The organism is Lactococcus cremoris subsp. cremoris KW2 (assembly GCF_000468955.1).
Taxonomy (GTDB): Bacteria; Bacillota; Bacilli; order Lactobacillales; family Streptococcaceae; genus Lactococcus; species Lactococcus cremoris.
In genome coordinates, this window is the sequence record NC_022369.1 from 894997 (window position 1) to 912268 (window position 17272).

Consider the following 17272-nt stretch of genomic DNA (forward strand, 5'->3'; position numbering starts at 1 on the left):
TTAAATGAAAAAACTTAAAGAAACGAAAATATCGGGAATTAGTCTTCCCTTGTATGCCTTTTTCGTAGCTGTCATCATAGTCGTAACACTATTGGGAAAACTTCCACTTGATATGGTAGGATTGACTCTCCTACTTGTAACATTAGGTCACCTATTATACTTCATAGGAGAAAAACTACCTATTATGAATTCATACTTAGGTGGGGGCTCTGTTTTCACATTAATTGGTGCCACTTTATTATCTTTCTTCCATATTGTTCCATCTAATGTTATTGGAGCAGTTTCCAATTTTATGGGAGGAAAATTTGGATTTCTTGATTTTTATATAGCTGCACTTATCTGTGGATCTATTTTAGGAATGAACAGAAATCTTTTGGTTAAAGCTTCCAAGAAATTTATTCCGATTGCTTTAATCACTATGGTTATTGGTTTCTTCTCAGTAGGTCTTGTAGGAATGCTTATTGGTAATGGATTTGCTGATTCTGTAATGTATGTTTCTATGCCAATGATGTCAGGTGGTATGGGAGCCGGAATTACTCCGCTTTCTCAAATCTATGCAGCCGGATTGGCTCATGGAAACCAAGCAGCTATCTTCTCTCAACTTGCTCCAGCAGTTACTTTTGGTAATATTCTTGCGATTATTGGTGCCTTATCTATCGCTAAAGTATTCAACAAATCTAAATATAATGGACATGGTACCCTTGTTGCAGCAACTAAAGAAGAATTAGCTAAACCTAAAATAAAATTAGATGCTCAACAAATCGGAACAGGAATGCTCTTTGCCTTTGCCCTTCTGATGGCTGGTGACATCTTGAACAAATTCTTCCCTAATATTCATCAATATGCATTTATGATTATTATTGTATTTATCTTAAAAGCTACGAATACTGTTCCTAAAGATTTAGAAGAATCTGTTGTAATGTTTAACCAAGTGATTATGACAAACCTTACTCACGCTGTTTTGGCAGGTATTGGTCTTGCTTTGATTGACTTGAATACTCTTGCTTCAGCATTTACATGGCAATTTGTTGTACTTTGCTTGACAAGTGTTGTTGTAATGGGACTTGCTAGTTGGTTCTTGGCTCGTCTCTTTGGACTTTATCCGGTCGAAACTGCCATTGGTGCAGGGATGATCAATAATTCTATGGGTGGAACAGGTAACATTGCTGTCTTGTCTGCATCAGATCGAATGGAAATGATTGCTTTTGCTCAGATGGCTAATAGACTCTGTGGTGCAATTGTCCTCATATTCGGTGGAATTCTTATCCGATTCTTTTATTAAAATAACCATAACCTAAAAAAACATTTTATTTAAAATGTTTTTTATATATTTTCACCATAATATTTAGTTTGTATTTAACTTAGTTTTTCTTGAAACTCCTTTAGAGTTAACAATGTAATATATAAAAATATAATGATGATTGAACCCCGTGAAACCCTCTTGATATATGCTATAATATAAAAATGAATGTAAAAAAACAAATTTTTAAAGGCACGCTCTATGCAGTTGTTGCCGGTTGTATGTGGGGAATTTCTGGCATTTTTGGTCAGCTTTTTTTCCGTGACTATCATGGTAGCCCACTTTGGATTACATCAACACGTTTAACGATTGCTGGTATTATTTTACTGGCCATGTCTTATTCGCGAGACCATAAGCGTTTTTTTGATGTCTGGAAATCAAAAAAGAACATGCCAACGCTCTTTTTGTATGTTTTTGGTGGAGTTTTCTCTGTTCAGTATTTTTATTATGTTGCCATTCAATTGTCTAACAGTGCCACGGCGACAATTTTACAATATACAGCACCCGTTTTTATTATGCTTTATTTATTCATTTTCCAAAGACAAGTGCCAAAACCTAAATCGGTCTTATTTGTCATTTTAGCAATGATAGGTGTTTTTTTATTGATTACAAATGGAAATATCAAACATCTTTCAATTAGTCCACTTGCCCTTGTAACAGGCCTTCTTGCGGGTGTTGCGGTCGTAATCTATTCTATCATTCCACGTCCTTTATTGGATAAGTATGGGGCGCTCAATATGACTGGATGGGGAATGATGCTTGCGGGAATTGCTTGTAATATCTTTTATCCGGTTTGGCGGATTAATTTCCGAATTGAACCTCTTTCAATTTTTTATGTTTTGACGATTTCTATAGTGGGAACAGCATTGGCTTTTTTGTTGCTTTTAAGAGCATTCCAGCTAATATCACCTCTTGTTGTTTCGGTTGCAACGGCCACTGAACCACTAACCTCTGTCTTTTTAAGTATTCCCTTATTTGGATTAAAATTAACACTACTAGAAATGGTGGGGATTGTTATGGTTATTGTTTCAGTTATTCTTTTATCAAAATCAGAACAAGCTTAAAAGAAACCAGTAGGTTTCTTTTTCTTATATACAAGATTTTGACTTTTTTCAGAATATTCTATGATATAATAAATGCAAAGATAGCATTTAACATCAAAAATAAAATGAATTGAGGAAAATTTATGATTGAGATTAGAGAATTAACAAAGATGTATGGCAAGCAGTATGCTCTAAATCATCTAAGTTTAACAATTCCAGAAGGTCAAATATTCGGTTTTTTAGGACATAATGGGGCAGGGAAATCCACAACAATAAAATGTCTGACGAGTATTATTGAACCGACAAGTGGACAAGTTTTAGTTGATGGTTTAAATCTTGCTGAACATCATTCAGAAATCAAAAAAAGAATTGGCTATGTTCCTGATACTCCGGATATCTTTTTACAATTATCTCCTAAAGAATATTGGAATTTAATTGCCTCAGCTTTTGCACTTGAAACCTCTGAAAAGGAAAGACAACTAGAAACTCTTACACGACTTTTCGATATTGAAGGGAAAGAATATCAAACAATTGAAAGTTTTTCTCATGGAATGCGTCAAAAAGTAATTGTCATTGGGGCTCTCTTATCGACTCCTGATATTTGGATACTTGACGAACCCTTGCAAGGATTGGACCCTCAAGCAGCTTTTGATTTAAAAAATCTGATGAAAGCACACGCTGCCCAAGGAAAAACGGTTATTTTTTCTACACATGCTTTAGAAGTAGCGCAACAGCTATGTGATCAACTAGCCATTTTAAAAGCTGGCGAACTAATTTATTCGGGAACAGTTGATGCTTTATTAGATTCAGCAGAAGATCAATCTTTGGAGTCGGTTTATCTCAAAATGGTAGGTCGTCAGCAAGAAGAGCTAAATAGAGGAGACGATGATGAATCTTCAACAAATTAAAAGTCTTTTTAGTGTCAACCTCCTTTATGCCAATCCTCAAGCCACCCAACGTCAAAGAGAAAAAGGTAAAACAAAAAATTTAACCAAATCACTTTTGATTCAATATGGGCTTGTCTCGCTCATCATGTTGCCATTTTTCGGACTGATGATGTTAGCAATTGACTTCCCAAAATATCCGGGATTTTTTACTTTTTATTGTGCTCTGTTTGCCCTGATGACTTTTTCTCAAGCCTTGTCAGCAATTTTAAATATTTTTTATGAGAGCAAAGACTTTCGAGATTATCTGCCTCTCCCTTTTGAAAATGTTAATATTTTTGCTGCTAAATTTTTAGTTGTAATTTTTGTTATCTTACCTTATTTAATGCCTCTTTTGGTGCTTTTTGGAATAACAGGTTTTAGGGCAAACGGAGTGATTGGCCTCTTTCTCGGATTAGTTGGATTTTTTCTGTTTGCTCTATTATTCTTACTGCTTAGTACATGGTTGATTACTTTTTTGGTTCAATCTAAAATATTTCAACGCTATAAAAAAGTTTCCCAGACCATACTATTATTGATTTCAATGGTTGGAATTTTTGCTGGGATTATGTATCTAAATAATGCTCAAACGACGATTAGTGCGACAGGTAAGTTGTTGGATAGAGGAACTTTTCTGCCATTTTTACCTTTTTGGAAATGGTTAGTAAATCCGTTCTCTTTCTATAGTTTATTTAGTTTTCTCTTTTTTATAATCTTATTGATTGCTCTTTACTATGTTTTTACACTTCTAGTGGTTCCAAAAATGTTTAAAATTCTCTTGGAAGAGTCAAAAGAAACGAGAATTGTTCAAAAAAGAAAAATAAGAAGAACGAGAAATTTTACCTCACAATTAAGAATTTATAATCTAGGACTAATTAAAAATCCTACCTTATGGATTCAAATGCTGACAGGATCCTTTATTTTTCCGCTTGCTATGCTGCCCGGTCTTTTATCTAGTGGTCTAAATTTGTCAAAATTGGATTTGAAATTTTTTGCTATTTTTCCTATCATCGGAATTAGTTTAGCTTTTCTGACCATTAACAATAGCTCTCTTCCTTCAATGATTATCTCACTTGATCGGGAAAATTTTAATTATTTTAAAAGCTTACCCATGAAGTTGAATTTCTATCTCAGAGTGAAATTTCATTTTGCCTTTTTTATTCAACTAGTTCTTGATTTAATCTTATCTTTAGTGATTGGTATTTTACTGAAAGTTCCTGTTACCTTGCTCTTTGGGCTGTTAATTGGGAATGTTATTGGGGTATATCTGATTTCACTTCATTATTTTGTCAGAGATTGGCATCTCTTAAATTTAAATTGGACTGCGTTGACTCAACTTTTTACAAGAGGTTCTGGGGGATTTCGGGTTTTTATCATTTTCTTTGCTACGCTTTTGGGAGCAGGAGCACTCATTGGAGCAATTATTGCCCTGATTATCTTTATTCCATATCCTTTAGTTGTTAACCTTGCCCTAGTCCTCCTTTTAGGATTTTCGGTAGGAGTGATACTTCATTTTTATCAGAAAAATTTTTGGAATAATCTCTGATAAAAATTAACAATAAAATTACTCTGCTTTAGGAGTAATTTTTTTATAAAAAAAATTAAGAAAGGAAATAAGTGTGTTTTCTTGTTCAGATTAATAAATAAAGTTATAATGTAATTAGGGTTTACGAATGTAAACGTATATTTGAACGTGAAATAACAATAGAAAAGAGGCTCTATGTACCAATATCAATCAAAAGTAAGATTAGGTTCAGTCACATTAAATGTTGTTAATTTAGAATTAGAAACACAATATTATCAAGAAGTTTTGGGAATGGATATTTTAAATCAAGATGAAACAGGTGTTGATTTAGGGAGTGAAAAATCCCAGACTAAACTTATTCGTTTAGAAAAAGTCAAGAGTGATGATACAAAAGCTTATGGTTTATATCATTTGGCTTTAGTTTTACCGAGCCGCTCTGATTTGGGAAATTTTTTAAAGCACCTGCTAGAGAATGAATTTCCAATTGTTGGTGCTGCAAATCACGGTTACAGCGAGGCAATTTATTTAGAAGACCTAGAGGGAAATGGAATCGAAGTTTATCAGGATAATGATGAGAAGCTTTGGGATAAACAGGCAGATAAAATTATCGGTATAACGGAAAACCTTGATGCAGAAAGTCTTTTGACGATAGCTACAGAAAGTGAAAACAAATATAAGCTTCCAGCTCAAACTAGAATGGGTCATCTTCATTTGACTGTTGAAAATGTCGTAGAGGCGACAAATTTTTATCAGCAGCTTTTTGAAATGACAGAGAAGTTTGCGGTTCATTCGGCAAGTTGGATTTCTTCGGGGAACTATCATCATCATTTTGCCTTCAATAATTGGGCTGGGGGCAATTTGAATAACCGCACGACAGATTTACCTGGATTGCTAGAATTCATCATATATGTTGATGATGAAGCATTCTTTAATCAGATAAAAGAACATGCTAAGCAGATGGCGCGTTTACAATCTGCTGACGAAAATAAACTTATTATCGAAGATTTGAGTGGCAATGAAATAATTGTTAAATTAGAATGAATTCAATAATAAATACATTTATTTAACAGATACATCAGTTCGATAGGTGTGGTATAATATTTTACATGGACTACGAAAATTATATCTGGGATTTAGGCGGAACTTTGCTAGACAATTATGAAAGTTCTAGCCATGCCTTTGCTGCCACACTATGGTCGATGGCAGAGCGTGTTGTTTTGCGTACTGACGTATATGATGCACTGAAAGTTTCAACGGCTTATGCTGTTGAAAAATTTGCGAGTGATTTACCGGGATTTTTAGAGGAATATAAAAAATTAGAGGCCGAAGAATTAGAAAAGCCAATTCTCTTTTCTGGTGCAAAAAAAGTACTGAAAAGTCTGTCAGTAAATGGTAAGAAAAATTTTATGATTTCACATCGTAATCATCAAGTACTGACAATTCTGTCAGCAGCAGAGATTGGCTCATATTTTACAGAAGTTGTTACAGCTGATAATGGTTTTAAACGAAAACCGGCGCCAGAATCAATTAACTATTTGTTGAGCAAGTATAAGCTTAATCCAAAGAAGACAGTGATGATCGGTGACCGCTCATTAGATATTGAAGCTGGAAATGCTGCTGGAGTAGAAACCATTTATTTTGATAGCTCTAATGATTCAATTCAGTCAGTAAAAACATCTGACACTACAAAGAATGTCCGACTTACTAATGAACCGACCCATATTATTCATGAACTGACAGATATTCTTTTGTAATCTTTTAAAAATCAATTGATTATAAGCAAATTTCAGTGGAAATTTGCTTATTTATATCTGAAGAGTTAGAGATGAAAATACCTTAGAAAAGTGCTAAAATCGCCGATTTATGGTATAATGGTAATAAGTTTTTCATAGAAATGAGAGTTAACTTTGAACGAAGAAAATAAAAATTTAGAAATGCTTGCAGACGAATATGATGCCAGCCAGATTCAGGTCCTTGAAGGTCTTGAAGCTGTACGTATGCGCCCTGGGATGTATATCGGTTCAACATCAAAAGAAGGTTTGCACCATTTGGTCTGGGAGATTGTTGACAATTCAATTGACGAAGCACTTGCTGGATTTGCAAGCCATATTGAGGTTTTTATTGAACCTGATAATTCAATTACAGTTGTTGATGATGGACGGGGAATTCCTGTTGATATTCAGGAAAAAACAGGTCGTCCAGCGGTAGAAACCGTCTTTACCGTTCTACATGCCGGAGGTAAATTTGGCGGAGGCGGTTATAAGGTTTCTGGTGGATTACACGGTGTAGGTTCTTCTGTTGTTAACGCCTTGTCAACGACTTTAGATGTTACCGTCCATAAAGATGGTCAAAAATATTTTCAAGAGTATCACCGCGGTCTCGTTAGAGATGATTTGAAAATTATTGGTGAAACTGATCTTAGAGGAACAACTGTTCACTTTGTACCAGACCCAGAAATTTTTACAGAAACTGTTGAATTTGACTTTGACAAACTCGCAACGCGTGTTCGTGAACTTGCCTTCTTGAATCGTGGTCTTCGTATTTCCTTAACAGATAAACGTGAAGGAAATGAAAAAAATGAAGTTCACTTCCATTATGAAGGTGGGATTCAGTCTTATGTTGAATATTTGAATGAAAATAAGACAGTTATTTTTGAACCAGCTATTTTTACCGAAGGTGAAATGGATGGAATTGCTGTTGAAGTTGCCATGCAATATACAGATACTTATCATTCAGTAGTGATGTCTTTTGCGAATAATATTAATACTCATGAAGGTGGAACACATGAACAAGGCTTTAGAACTGCCCTAACTCGTGTCATTAACAACTACGCCAAACAAAATAAAATTCTTAAAGAAAATGAAGACAATTTGACTGGTGACGATGTGCGTGAAGGATTGACTGCCGTTATCTCAGTTAAACACCCTAATCCACAGTTTGAAGGACAAACTAAAACAAAACTTGGAAACTCAGAAGTAACAGGAATTGTCAACAAACTTTTTGCCGAAGCACTGACAACATTTATGTTGGAAAATCCACAAGTTGCTCGTAAAATTGTAGAAAAAGGGATTTTAGCAAGTAAAGCCAGAATTGCAGCTAAACGTGCGCGTGAAGTGACACGTAAAAAATCAGGTCTTGAAATTTCAAATCTTCCTGGTAAATTAGCAGACTGTTCATCGAATAATCCTGAACAAACAGAATTATTTATTGTCGAAGGAGATTCAGCCGGAGGATCTGCTAAATCGGGACGTAATCGTGAATTCCAAGCCATTCTCCCAATTCGTGGTAAGATTTTGAACGTTGAAAAAGCAACAATGGATAAAATTTTAGCCAATGAAGAAATCCGTTCATTATTTACTGCCATGGGAACAGGTTTTGGGGGAGATTATGATTTGTCCAAAGCACGTTATCATAAACTCGTTATCATGACCGATGCCGACGTTGATGGGGCTCATATCCGAACACTACTGCTCACGCTATTCTATCGTTATATGCGTCCAGTTGTAGAAGCAGGCTACGTTTATATTGCTCAACCACCAATTTATGGTATAAAAGTAGGTTCTGAAACTAAAGAATACATTCAACCAGGTGAAAATCAAGAAAAGGATTTACAAGAAGCTTTAGCACGCTGGGCGCAAGGGAGAACAAAACCTACGGTCCAACGTTATAAAGGTCTTGGTGAAATGGACGACCATCAGCTATGGGAAACAACAATGGATCCTGAACATCGTTTGATGGCACGCGTTTCTGTCGAAGATGCAGCAGAAGCAGATAAAATATTTGATATGCTCATGGGAGACCGTGTTGAACCTCGCCGTGAATTTATTGAAAATAATGCTCAATACTCAACGATTGATGCTTAATAAATTAAAAACCCTTGTGTATCAAGGGTTTTTCTTTTTGTTTTTATTTATTTTTTGAAAAAGGGGCGAGAAAGGGGCAATTTATTTTAAATTATCCAAAGCATCAATTACTTCAGCTCTGGTTTTCTTGGTAACGTGGTTATATATTTTTAATGTGGTATTGGCATTAGAATGTCCAACACGTTCCATTATTGATTTCAAAGGTAGATTGAGTTCTGCTAATAATGAAACGTGAGAATGCCTAAAAATATGGCTAGAAAGAGTTTTGTTTATATTACATTCTTCCTGTAATACCTTTAGCATCCTATTAAATGCTGCTATACTGAGTGGCCCCCCTCTTCGAGAGAGAAAGATATAATCATTTGGTAGAACGTGTCCGAAAATAATTGCATTATATGATTTTGTTTCTTCAAGTATTTCAACGGCCCTCTTTGGCAAATCAACTACTCTATTGCTTGCGATAGTTTTTGTGCTTGTTTTTGTAACAGATTTTGCTTTTCTATCATATACTCCAAGCGTACCATTAACATCAATACTCATTCCGTCAAAGTCTCTCCATTGTAGAGCTTGAAGCTCACCATATCTTAAACCAGTGAGCCACAAGAACTCAATTATTCTTGCGTGAAGCTTAGTGGTTTGTTTTTGATTAAGAAAGTCAATAATTTTTGCAACTTCATCTTTCTCCAAAAACTTACTGTCCATTTTCTGCTTATAATTTTCTTCTTCATCCTTTTTTCGTCTAATTTTTATGAGACTTACAGGGTTATTAGAAATATATTTTCTTTCTACAGCATAATTAAACATATTATTTAAAGTATTTTTTATTTGAGTGGAATAGGAATAAGACATATCCCCAAAAGTATATATATCTTCTAGGAAATCTATGAATATCTTTCTGTCTAATTTTTTTACTAAGTTTTCCTCTGGAATTGACAGGAAGACTTTTTTCATAACTTTTTTAGTTACTAGAGCGCTTCGAGGCTTGACTGTCGTTTTATATCTCGCAAACCACTCTTCATAAAGCTCAGAAAGAGTTATTTTGACAGTTATTGTATCTTCGTTAGTAAGGTTATTAATCTTATCATTAAGAATCTCTAAGGCTTGTTTTTTAGCCTGAGCAGTATCTTTTTCAAGAGTAACAGATACTTTTTTTGCTTTTTCTGTATATGGGTCAATATAGCGCTCGCAATATTTAAATTTACCGTTTTTTAATGTTTCTATCCACATTTGATTTTTACTCCATTTCTATGATAAAATGAGTACAGTAAAAGACCTTCGTTTGAAGTGCTTATACTGTATTTGAAATTTAATCCACCCTGGTCCGACCAAAGATAGGGTGGATTTTTTTATTTTAAATTTGAATTAAATTTGACTTCGTTTGGGTTCAAAATTGAACGATTTTCTCCAATAGAAACTCCTGAGATATAATATTTAATTTGAGGGTTTTTTTGCCCATTGTTAATTGAGATTTGAACTAAACTTTCATTCAAAGTTTGAACTAAACTTTTTATTTCCATATTAGTGTAAGAAGCAAAAATAATGTTTAATTGAACATAAACAACTGGATATATGGATCCTTTGTCAATACTATCAATGGCAGTGCTTCCTAAGTTATTATTAACAGTTTGTGCAGCAGAAGTCATTGCTGAATAAAAATTACTCTCTTCAGTGGCTTTTTTAGCTTCGGCAGCCTTCTTAGCGTCCTCAGACTTTTTGGTCTCAGCAGCTTTTTTAGCTTCGGCAGCCTTCTTAGCGTCCTCAGACTTTTTGGTCTCAGCAGCTTTTTTAGCTTCGGCAGCCTTCTTAGCGTCCTCAGACTTTTTGGTCTTAGCAGCTTTTTTAGCTTCGGCAGCTTTCTTAGCGTCCTCAGACTTTTTGGTCTTAGCAGCTTTTTTAGCTTCGGCAGCCTTCTTAGCGTCCTCAGACTTTTTGGTCTCAGCAGCTTTTTTAGCTTCGGCAGCCTTCTTAGCGTCCTCAGACTTTTTGGTCTCAGCAGCTTTTTTAGCTTCGGCAGCCTTCTGAGCTTTTTTAGCCTTAGCGGCTTTTTTAGCTTCGGCAGTCTTCTCAGCCTCCTGAGCCTTTTTGGCATCAGCGGCTTGATGTCTAATTCTACTTTGCTCCATTTCTTCTGGATGTGTCTGTGCATAACCGTATCCACCAATGATTGTCAAGGCAAGGAAACTAAGAAGTATGTAACGTGCTTTAAATCTAGTATTTTTTTTAAAAATATATTTTCTAATAACTGTTACTATGGCATAAATGAATAGGACCATTCCTAAAAGTATTGCAATGATTCCAAACCAATAACTTAAAGCTAGTACGACAACAATTATTAGTATTTTGAACCACAATTTGTCATCCCATAAGTTTTTTAATTTTTCCATAAATTTTCTCCTATCTAGCTTTTATTGAGATTCAAGATATTGCTCATTAATTTTAAGCGAGTCGCATTGAATTTGAACTGATATCGAAAAGTATTTCTTTAACAAGCTGTTCCCATTTGTAATCAATGTGGCACGCATCCATTATTCTATAAAGATTCCAAGATGCTGGATCTTCATCTGAATGACTGATATACTCATTAACTTGTTCTTGAACCTCTTCTTTGTCCCAGGCTTTTATTTTAGATTTCAATACTACGATTTTGGTTAGCTTTTCTGGACAACCGGTAGTTTCAATAAAACGAGAAATATCTTCGGTTGTTCCATTATTTTCTTCAAACATATCCCATAGAAGAAGAATGGCTTCTTTGTCTGCAATTTTTTCGCAAGGATTATCCCAGTCATTATCTGAGTGACGGATTATATCTTTATTTTTAGCATGTATATATTCGTGGCATATTTCAAATGTAGTTGCTCTTTCTATATCTATGATCCCCCAACCATATCTGTATGAGATATAAGCACTTGCACCATTCAATTTTTCAAATTTAATTTCAATACCTAAATTTTCGATTTTAACAATTATGTTTTCTAGTAGTTCTTTACCTGTCATAAACTACCATCCTCTCTTTAATTTATAATCAATCAGGTAGTTTATGGCCGAATAAACGGCGAATAATTTCTTTATCCTCTTCCGGGATAGGTTTACCACCTACTGACAGAACACTCCCCCAGTCAAAATCTTTAGGTTTATTAGCCAATTCAGCTAAATCAACTGTTTGATTTTCAGGTTCATTCTCGTCACGTCCTAGCAGATAATCAACCGAAACATGAAAGTAGTCGGCAACTTTAGCAAGGTCAGTTGCTTTAGGATTAGAAGTTTTCCAACGATAAAATAAATTATCACTAAAATTCAAATCCGCAGATACAGTAGGTAAAGACTTTCCTCTTTTTTCTGCAAGCTTTTTTATCCTATCAAATGTAGTAGTATTAGCCATTATATAAGTCTCCTATAAAAATATTTACAAAAACGTAATTTTAACTCTTAACAAGAACTACAAAAACATATATAATGATTCTTGTAAGATAAAATGTTAGATAAAACGTTAGAAAAACAACCTAATTACAAACATGTAAAAGAGCTTCCCGGCGGTTTTAAATGTTTTTATTATGGCTTTTCTCTATGCCTATATTCTATACGAAATGTAGTTTGTTGTCAAGAGCAAACTACAAAAAATCTAACTTTTTATCTAACTTTTTAAAGATAGGAGGACGAAAATGTCAGAAGTAGAACAAAGTTTTGATTCTCAACGAAAGAAAATTGTTGAGTATTTGGAACAAGAAGGTAAAGGTAATAAAGATGTCATTTGGGCTTACGAAAACATAAAAGAGCCACCATATAAATTCGCAAATACGGATATCAGCAAGATTTTGAACGGAAGAGATGTAAAATACACGAAATCAATCAAGTGGTTTATCACATTTCTCATTAAATATTTTGACTTAGATTAAGAGAGAAGAGTTCATGGTTGATTATAAAAAGATTGATTCTGATTATTGGTTCAATGACGAAAAGTTGGCCGATAAATTTGGAGTCAAAAAAGATACAGTAATGATAAAAGTATGGAATTAATCCTCCTAACTTGATTCTGGATTGGGAAGAATATCAAAATTCCGCATATCAAAATGGAGAGTGGGCTAATACATTCTTAAATCGTGTAAAAGAATTAACTGGCTTACAGGCTGGAGTTTATGGAAACTCAAATGATATGGCTCAAATGCCTGTGTCTGTATATTCTACAGCTTGGCTCTGGTTTGCGGGATATCCAACCTCCCAAGATGTAAGTTGGAGTCCTTGTGAATTTCCATATTCTTTAGGAAACTTTAAAACATTAACAGGGTGGCAATTCAGCTCCACTCCACTAGATAAATCATTGTTCTACGTTACAGCAGAACAGTGGCGTGCATTAAGCACTCAATATAATAGCAACTATAATATTAACCAACCAACAAAGGAGAACTCAAAAATGATTTATATTTTCAACGTAGTAGATGACAAAGGACAAGCAACTGGCGGTACAATGCTATTTGAGGGTATTCGCTGTGTTGAATTCGCTGGTAATGCTGGAAAATTGGCACTAGACCATTATTCAGGTACTTACAAGCAAATCACAGGAAAAGATATTCCAACTCAGTTTAAAACTCAAAAACAGTTTGATTTATGGGGGCAAATGTATAAAGTAGAGTATATTAGTTTTAAATAAAGAAATAACCCGCTTCGACGGGTGCTTTTTTTGTTTAGAAATTTATGATATAATGTCCTCAAAATTAGGATAATAAGCTTAAGTATGGAGGGGTAAATGTCGTCTGCAATTTATAGTTTGATAGGGGTGGTTATTGGGGGACTTATTAGTTCTATTTCTCAATATATTATTTCTTTGATGGGAGCGAAAGAGAAAAGAAGAAGTGAGCGTAAAGAAAGTTATATTTCGGTCTTAAATGAAATTCATCTTGTAATAAAAAAAACAGAAGATTTTGCGGGTTCTGTCAGCGGCTTGGGAATTATAGAACCCCTCACAGAGGAAAAGGATAAGGAAAGCGCAGAAAAAGTGGGAGCTTTATTTTTGAAAATAGAAAAATTAAATCAAGAATCTCTACTTGTTAGCTTGCTTGGATCTGATGGAGTATCAGATGAAATAAAACATTTTGTTAATATACTGGATACTTGGCTAAGAGGACTACTTGTTGAGGAAACTCAAATGTTTTTTAAAGCAGAGGTATATCAACAAGTAATAGAAAATATGAGAAAGAAAGAGAAAAAAATCATGAGGTTAATGAGAACTGATTTATGATTATTAGTTGCTTATTAGACGGTACTATTAGCCCAGTATCTGATTCTGTCAGAGAAATACAACGTCGATTGAATGTGAATAAATTATAAAATTAACCCTGACTCCGGTCAGGGCTTTTTTAAATTTTATTTTCTTTGAAGAATAGTGCAGATACAATTATAACAAGCACACAAATGGCAATCCATGGTAGGTTATCTAATGATTTATTTAAAATCATTAAATAAGTACAAAATACAATAATGAGTACTGACATTATAATTGCAAATATACTATAAATGATAACATCTATCTGCAATAATTCTTGGATATTTCTTATTGGTTTTTCTTTATGTATCCAGTGTTTTACAGAACCATAGATTGTCGCTCCCAAAATAAGAGCTAAAAAAATGAACATATATAATTCCACCTATAGAGTTAATTTAATTAGTTTAAGTATAGCATAAGTTAATTTATTATGGGAATTAAAATCCGCTTCGGTGGGTGTTTTTTTATTATAAGAAGTTATCACTTGACAAAACATCATTCAAATGATAGACTAATAAAATAAAAATCATGTGATTGTAGCTATTAGTCTGGGTTGGCAGTAAACTATATAATATTTAGTTGAAATAAGGCCAACGTATACTAATAGTTTTTTTTTTGGGGGGGGGGGATTTTTTAGATTATGCAATTAAAAAATATTGATTTTGGAAAAGCTGATGGTGCTAAAGAAGCTATGCTTCCCAATTTTTCTGAAATGTTTTATGAAGAAGGTGGGCATTATGATGTTTTGAATAATACCGATAAGTTCCTTATTATTGGGAGAAAAGGGACTGGTAAAACAACATTATCTTCTTATGCCCATAAGAAGTTTTTAGATAGTTCTAACAATTTATCAAGGCAATGTTTTGCAAATGACTTCACGAAAAAGAAGCTTTTAAATTTTGCTGATAATGAAATAAATAGAGAAGAAAATTCTTTATTTTGGGAATATGTATTTCTATTAGAAATAGGAGAGGAATTAAGTGAATACTATAATTCTAAAAAATTTTTCTCACCTCTTAAAATTTTCCAAAAAAATAATGTTAAAAAACTAAAACGAATGCTTGATTCTGAACATTCAAGAATAGAAAACATAGTTACGAGTAATACGTATGAAGAAGGTAATAACGTAGGGACTTCAGTAGGCAAATTAGCAAAAGTGAATGCTAATTCATCTCTGAAAGCTTCCGAAACAGAAAGCGTAACCAAAAGAACTATCAAATACTATGAAGAACTTCCTGAATTAAAAAAATTAGTTCTATCTCTTCTTAAAAAATCTAAAAAACGAGTCACTATTTTTTATGACGACATGGATCAATTTGAAGAAGATATTGAGTATAATTATTTTATGTCTTTAATGAAAAACATGATATATTCAGCTGATGCTTTGAATAATATTTTAGCAGAATATAACTCTTCCAAAATTTGTTTGGTACTAAGAAGAGATATTATAGATTACTTGCAACATATAACTAATAACCTTAATAAACAAATAACTGATTCAGGTATTGAAATAAGATGGTTCAATACAGGATATAAGGAACCAGCTGAACATCCGTTAATGAAAATGATATTACACAAAATAAAAAAGAGCTATAATGAAGAGCTTGGGAGTTTGTCATTATCAGAAATTCATAATATATTTTTTGAAAAAGATGTTTTTGAATTCCTTATGAAAAGAAGTTTTGGACGTCCAAGAGATCTAATATCTTATTTAAATTTTTATAAAGAACATTTTCCTACTTCAGAAAAAATAACAATAAACAATTTGGTGAAAATTGAACAAACTTATTCAAGATGGTTTAACGATGAACTGTTAAATGAATTAAAAATATCTGAAACTAAATCTTCGATAAAAAAAGTGCTGGAAGTAATTTCGAAAAGAGGATTAACTACTTTTACAATAAAAAAATTGACAAAATTTGCTATTGAAAAAACAGAAGATGGAGAAATGCCGAATCTACTTGAGGACTTAAAAAAAATGAGAGATTATAGTATACTGGGCATACAACTCCAAAATGGAAATGTTGATTTTACTTATAGATTAGGCCACAGCCCAAGTGTTGATAATAAAACAAAATTTAGAGTTCACCAAGGATTAAAAAAATATCTAAATTTGAAACCATAATAAGTTTCTCGCCCTCCGGGGCGTTTTTCTTTTGCTTAAATAACAGAATTAAATCTGTGCCGTAAATATTTTTCTTTACAGCCAGTGTTCAACAGTTTATAATTAAGAAAGATACAATTAACTAGATTGGAGGTGGCAAATAATGGATATTCAACCGATAAAAATAAAAAAATCAGATATTGAAATCGATGAGAATAATGAAATATTTGCAACAGTATCTGCCAGAAGCTTAGGACTTGATTCAGATGATAGCTTAAGAATGTTTAATGACGGTAAGAAGTGGTACCTTGCTGATGAGTCATTCTCTGACCCGTTTGAAGTTGAGTTATACTGAAAATTAAAAATGTCTAGTTCTTTTATTATTCATTTAAGAAAGAAGTACTATAATTAAGTTATTCCAAAAAATAACTTTTTCATAAAACTCCTAAGCGCCCATTACTCCGGGTGCTTTTTTTGATTGTTTAGTAAGATACTAATTAGACACTTATTCCAATTTTGTCTTTACTTTGCTTATAATAAATTGATAGCCCCTTATGTTTTTGGTAAAATATGAAACGTAACGTAGACTATTTGCACTACGTAATAAAGGAGTATTATGAAAAAAACAACCATTTTAACCTCAATCTGTCTCATGGGAGCCGCAGTATTACTAGGTTCAATCATCCCTACAAATGTTTCTGCCGATAGTTCATCGAATGAAAACATATCAGTAGGGATTATTAATCGAGTTTATAATCCAAATACAGGAGAACATGTCTATACAAACAGTATATTTGAAGAGAGCCGTTTGACAGATCTTGGTTGGTCTGATGAAGGAAATGCATTTTTTGTACCTGAGTTTGAAGTTGGTAAAGATAACTCAAATCAAGGTCCTTTAGTGTCTCGCCTTTATAATCCAAATGCTGGAGATCACTTCTACACTTCTAATCAATACGAGATTTCTGAATTGGTTAAAAAAGGTTGGAAACGAGACCAAATTATTTTTCCAACAGCCAAAGTAGGAGTTCCGGTTTACCGCCTTTATAATCCAAATGCAACAGTTGGTGCTCATTTCTATACTACAAGTAGCTTTGAACGAGATAACTTGGTAAACCATGGATGGAAATACGAAGGGGTTGCATTTAATAGCTTACGCGCTTAGGGCGGTACAACAAAATAGTTTAATCAGTTTGCTATCAAATTACAAAAACATGGGTGTCAGCAATTTGCTGGCATTTTTTATCAGGGGGCAAAAAA

18 protein-coding genes are annotated in these 17272 nt (G+C 33.6%); 13 read left to right on the top strand and 5 right to left on the bottom strand.

Features of this window, described 5'->3' with window-relative positions:
• Positions 1 to 4 precede the first annotated feature (4 nt).
• The 7 genes from KW2_RS04345 to gyrB all read left to right on the top strand — a co-directional run bounded on the left by KW2_RS04345 (position 5) and on the right by gyrB (position 8654).
• Positions 5 to 1282, top strand: coding sequence for a malate transporter MleP (locus KW2_RS04345; RefSeq protein WP_003131417.1), 1278 nt, complete (start codon positions 5 to 7; stop codon positions 1280 to 1282).
• A 182-nt stretch (positions 1283 to 1464) separates the two neighbouring features.
• Positions 1465 to 2364: a DMT family transporter gene (locus KW2_RS04350; RefSeq protein ID WP_011675866.1), complete on the top strand. Its 900-nt coding sequence runs from the start codon at positions 1465 to 1467 to the stop codon at positions 2362 to 2364.
• A gap of 122 nt (positions 2365 to 2486) precedes the next feature.
• Positions 2487 to 3251, top strand: coding sequence for an ABC transporter ATP-binding protein (locus tag KW2_RS04355; RefSeq protein ID WP_011835457.1), 765 nt, complete (start codon positions 2487 to 2489; stop codon positions 3249 to 3251).
• A complete protein-coding gene (locus KW2_RS04360) occupies positions 3232 to 4812 on the top strand; it encodes a hypothetical protein (RefSeq protein ID WP_021037031.1) in 1581 nt (526 codons plus the stop codon). The genes KW2_RS04355 and KW2_RS04360 overlap by 20 nt, the downstream gene beginning before the upstream one ends.
• A gap of 174 nt (positions 4813 to 4986) precedes the next feature.
• A complete protein-coding gene (locus KW2_RS04365; protein WP_021037032.1) occupies positions 4987 to 5832 on the top strand; it encodes a VOC family protein in 846 nt (281 codons plus the stop codon).
• Between the two features lie 65 nt (positions 5833 to 5897).
• Complete coding sequence (locus KW2_RS04370) at positions 5898 to 6545, top strand: HAD family hydrolase (protein WP_021037033.1); 648 nt, start codon at positions 5898 to 5900, stop codon at positions 6543 to 6545.
• Between the two features lie 153 nt (positions 6546 to 6698).
• Positions 6699 to 8654: a DNA topoisomerase (ATP-hydrolyzing) subunit B gene (gene gyrB / locus KW2_RS04375; protein WP_011675870.1), complete on the top strand. Its 1956-nt coding sequence runs from the start codon at positions 6699 to 6701 to the stop codon at positions 8652 to 8654.
• Between the two features lie 81 nt (positions 8655 to 8735).
• Here gyrB and KW2_RS04380 read toward each other — a convergent pair whose 3' ends face one another.
• The 4 genes from KW2_RS04380 to KW2_RS04400 form a co-directional block, all read right to left on the bottom strand.
• Positions 8736 to 9881, bottom strand: coding sequence for a tyrosine-type recombinase/integrase (locus tag KW2_RS04380; protein WP_021037034.1), 1146 nt, complete (start codon positions 9879 to 9881; stop codon positions 8736 to 8738).
• A 119-nt stretch (positions 9882 to 10000) separates the two neighbouring features.
• The gene (locus KW2_RS12100) at positions 10001 to 11038 is read right to left on the bottom strand and encodes a hypothetical protein (protein ID WP_021037035.1); all 1038 of its coding nucleotides are present in this window, start codon (positions 11036 to 11038) and stop codon (positions 10001 to 10003) included.
• 52 nt (positions 11039 to 11090) lie between these two features.
• Complete coding sequence (locus tag KW2_RS04395; RefSeq protein ID WP_021037036.1) at positions 11091 to 11648, bottom strand: hypothetical protein; 558 nt, start codon at positions 11646 to 11648, stop codon at positions 11091 to 11093.
• Positions 11649 to 11676: 28 nt separating this feature from the next.
• The gene (locus tag KW2_RS04400) at positions 11677 to 12033 is read right to left on the bottom strand and encodes an XRE family transcriptional regulator (protein ID WP_021037037.1); all 357 of its coding nucleotides are present in this window, start codon (positions 12031 to 12033) and stop codon (positions 11677 to 11679) included.
• A gap of 280 nt (positions 12034 to 12313) precedes the next feature.
• Here KW2_RS04400 and KW2_RS04405 point away from each other — a divergent pair, with 280 nt between their 5' ends.
• The 3 genes from KW2_RS04405 to KW2_RS04415 all read left to right on the top strand — a co-directional run bounded on the left by KW2_RS04405 (position 12314) and on the right by KW2_RS04415 (position 13887).
• Positions 12314 to 12547: a hypothetical protein gene (locus tag KW2_RS04405; RefSeq protein WP_021037038.1), complete on the top strand. Its 234-nt coding sequence runs from the start codon at positions 12314 to 12316 to the stop codon at positions 12545 to 12547.
• Positions 12548 to 12678: 131 nt separating this feature from the next.
• A complete protein-coding gene (locus tag KW2_RS11755) occupies positions 12679 to 13299 on the top strand; it encodes a GH25 family lysozyme (protein WP_021037039.1) in 621 nt (206 codons plus the stop codon).
• 96 nt (positions 13300 to 13395) lie between these two features.
• The gene (locus KW2_RS04415; protein WP_021037040.1) at positions 13396 to 13887 is read left to right on the top strand and encodes a hypothetical protein; all 492 of its coding nucleotides are present in this window, start codon (positions 13396 to 13398) and stop codon (positions 13885 to 13887) included.
• A gap of 118 nt (positions 13888 to 14005) precedes the next feature.
• On the opposite strand, the gene KW2_RS04420 is transcribed toward KW2_RS04415, so the two are convergent.
• Entirely contained in the window at positions 14006 to 14281 is a 276-nt protein-coding gene (locus tag KW2_RS04420) for a hypothetical protein (protein ID WP_021037042.1), read from the bottom strand.
• Positions 14282 to 14551: 270 nt separating this feature from the next.
• On the opposite strand from KW2_RS04420, the gene KW2_RS04425 reads away from it, so the two are divergent.
• The 3 genes from KW2_RS04425 (at position 14552) to KW2_RS04435 (ending at position 17177) form a co-directional block, all read left to right on the top strand.
• A complete protein-coding gene (locus KW2_RS04425) occupies positions 14552 to 16036 on the top strand; it encodes a P-loop ATPase, Sll1717 family (RefSeq protein WP_021037043.1) in 1485 nt (494 codons plus the stop codon).
• Between the two features lie 142 nt (positions 16037 to 16178).
• Complete coding sequence (locus tag KW2_RS04430) at positions 16179 to 16370, top strand: hypothetical protein (RefSeq protein WP_021037044.1); 192 nt, start codon at positions 16179 to 16181, stop codon at positions 16368 to 16370.
• A 261-nt stretch (positions 16371 to 16631) separates the two neighbouring features.
• Positions 16632 to 17177, top strand: a complete 546-nt coding sequence (locus tag KW2_RS04435; RefSeq protein WP_021037045.1) for a hypothetical protein — start codon at positions 16632 to 16634, stop codon at positions 17175 to 17177.
• Positions 17178 to 17272: the final 95 nt, after the last annotated feature.

What these genes read in the sequence shown, in the direction of transcription:
- KW2_RS04345 (WP_003131417.1), top strand. Translation starts at nt 5, where the DNA reads ATGAAAAAACTTAAAGAAACGAAAATATCGGGAATTAGTCTTCCCTTG.
- KW2_RS04350 (WP_011675866.1), top strand. Translation starts at nt 1,465, where the DNA reads ATGAATGTAAAAAAACAAATTTTTAAAGGCACGCTCTATGCAGTTGTT.
- KW2_RS04355 (WP_011835457.1), top strand. Translation starts at nt 2,487, where the DNA reads ATGATTGAGATTAGAGAATTAACAAAGATGTATGGCAAGCAGTATGCT.
- KW2_RS04360 (WP_021037031.1), top strand. Translation starts at nt 3,232, where the DNA reads ATGAATCTTCAACAAATTAAAAGTCTTTTTAGTGTCAACCTCCTTTAT.
- KW2_RS04365 (WP_021037032.1), top strand. Translation starts at nt 4,987, where the DNA reads ATGTACCAATATCAATCAAAAGTAAGATTAGGTTCAGTCACATTAAAT.
- KW2_RS04370 (WP_021037033.1), top strand. Translation starts at nt 5,898, where the DNA reads ATGGACTACGAAAATTATATCTGGGATTTAGGCGGAACTTTGCTAGAC.
- KW2_RS04380 (WP_021037034.1), bottom strand. Translation starts at nt 9,881, where the DNA reads ATGTGGATAGAAACATTAAAAAACGGTAAATTTAAATATTGCGAGCGC.
- KW2_RS12100 (WP_021037035.1), bottom strand. Translation starts at nt 11,038, where the DNA reads ATGGAAAAATTAAAAAACTTATGGGATGACAAATTGTGGTTCAAAATA.
- KW2_RS04395 (WP_021037036.1), bottom strand. Translation starts at nt 11,648, where the DNA reads ATGACAGGTAAAGAACTACTAGAAAACATAATTGTTAAAATCGAAAAT.
- KW2_RS04400 (WP_021037037.1), bottom strand. Translation starts at nt 12,033, where the DNA reads ATGGCTAATACTACTACATTTGATAGGATAAAAAAGCTTGCAGAAAAA.
- KW2_RS04405 (WP_021037038.1), top strand. Translation starts at nt 12,314, where the DNA reads ATGTCAGAAGTAGAACAAAGTTTTGATTCTCAACGAAAGAAAATTGTT.
- KW2_RS04415 (WP_021037040.1), top strand. Translation starts at nt 13,396, where the DNA reads ATGTCGTCTGCAATTTATAGTTTGATAGGGGTGGTTATTGGGGGACTT.
- KW2_RS04420 (WP_021037042.1), bottom strand. Translation starts at nt 14,281, where the DNA reads ATGTTCATTTTTTTAGCTCTTATTTTGGGAGCGACAATCTATGGTTCT.
- KW2_RS04425 (WP_021037043.1), top strand. Translation starts at nt 14,552, where the DNA reads ATGCAATTAAAAAATATTGATTTTGGAAAAGCTGATGGTGCTAAAGAA.
- KW2_RS04430 (WP_021037044.1), top strand. Translation starts at nt 16,179, where the DNA reads ATGGATATTCAACCGATAAAAATAAAAAAATCAGATATTGAAATCGAT.
- KW2_RS04435 (WP_021037045.1), top strand. Translation starts at nt 16,632, where the DNA reads ATGAAAAAAACAACCATTTTAACCTCAATCTGTCTCATGGGAGCCGCA.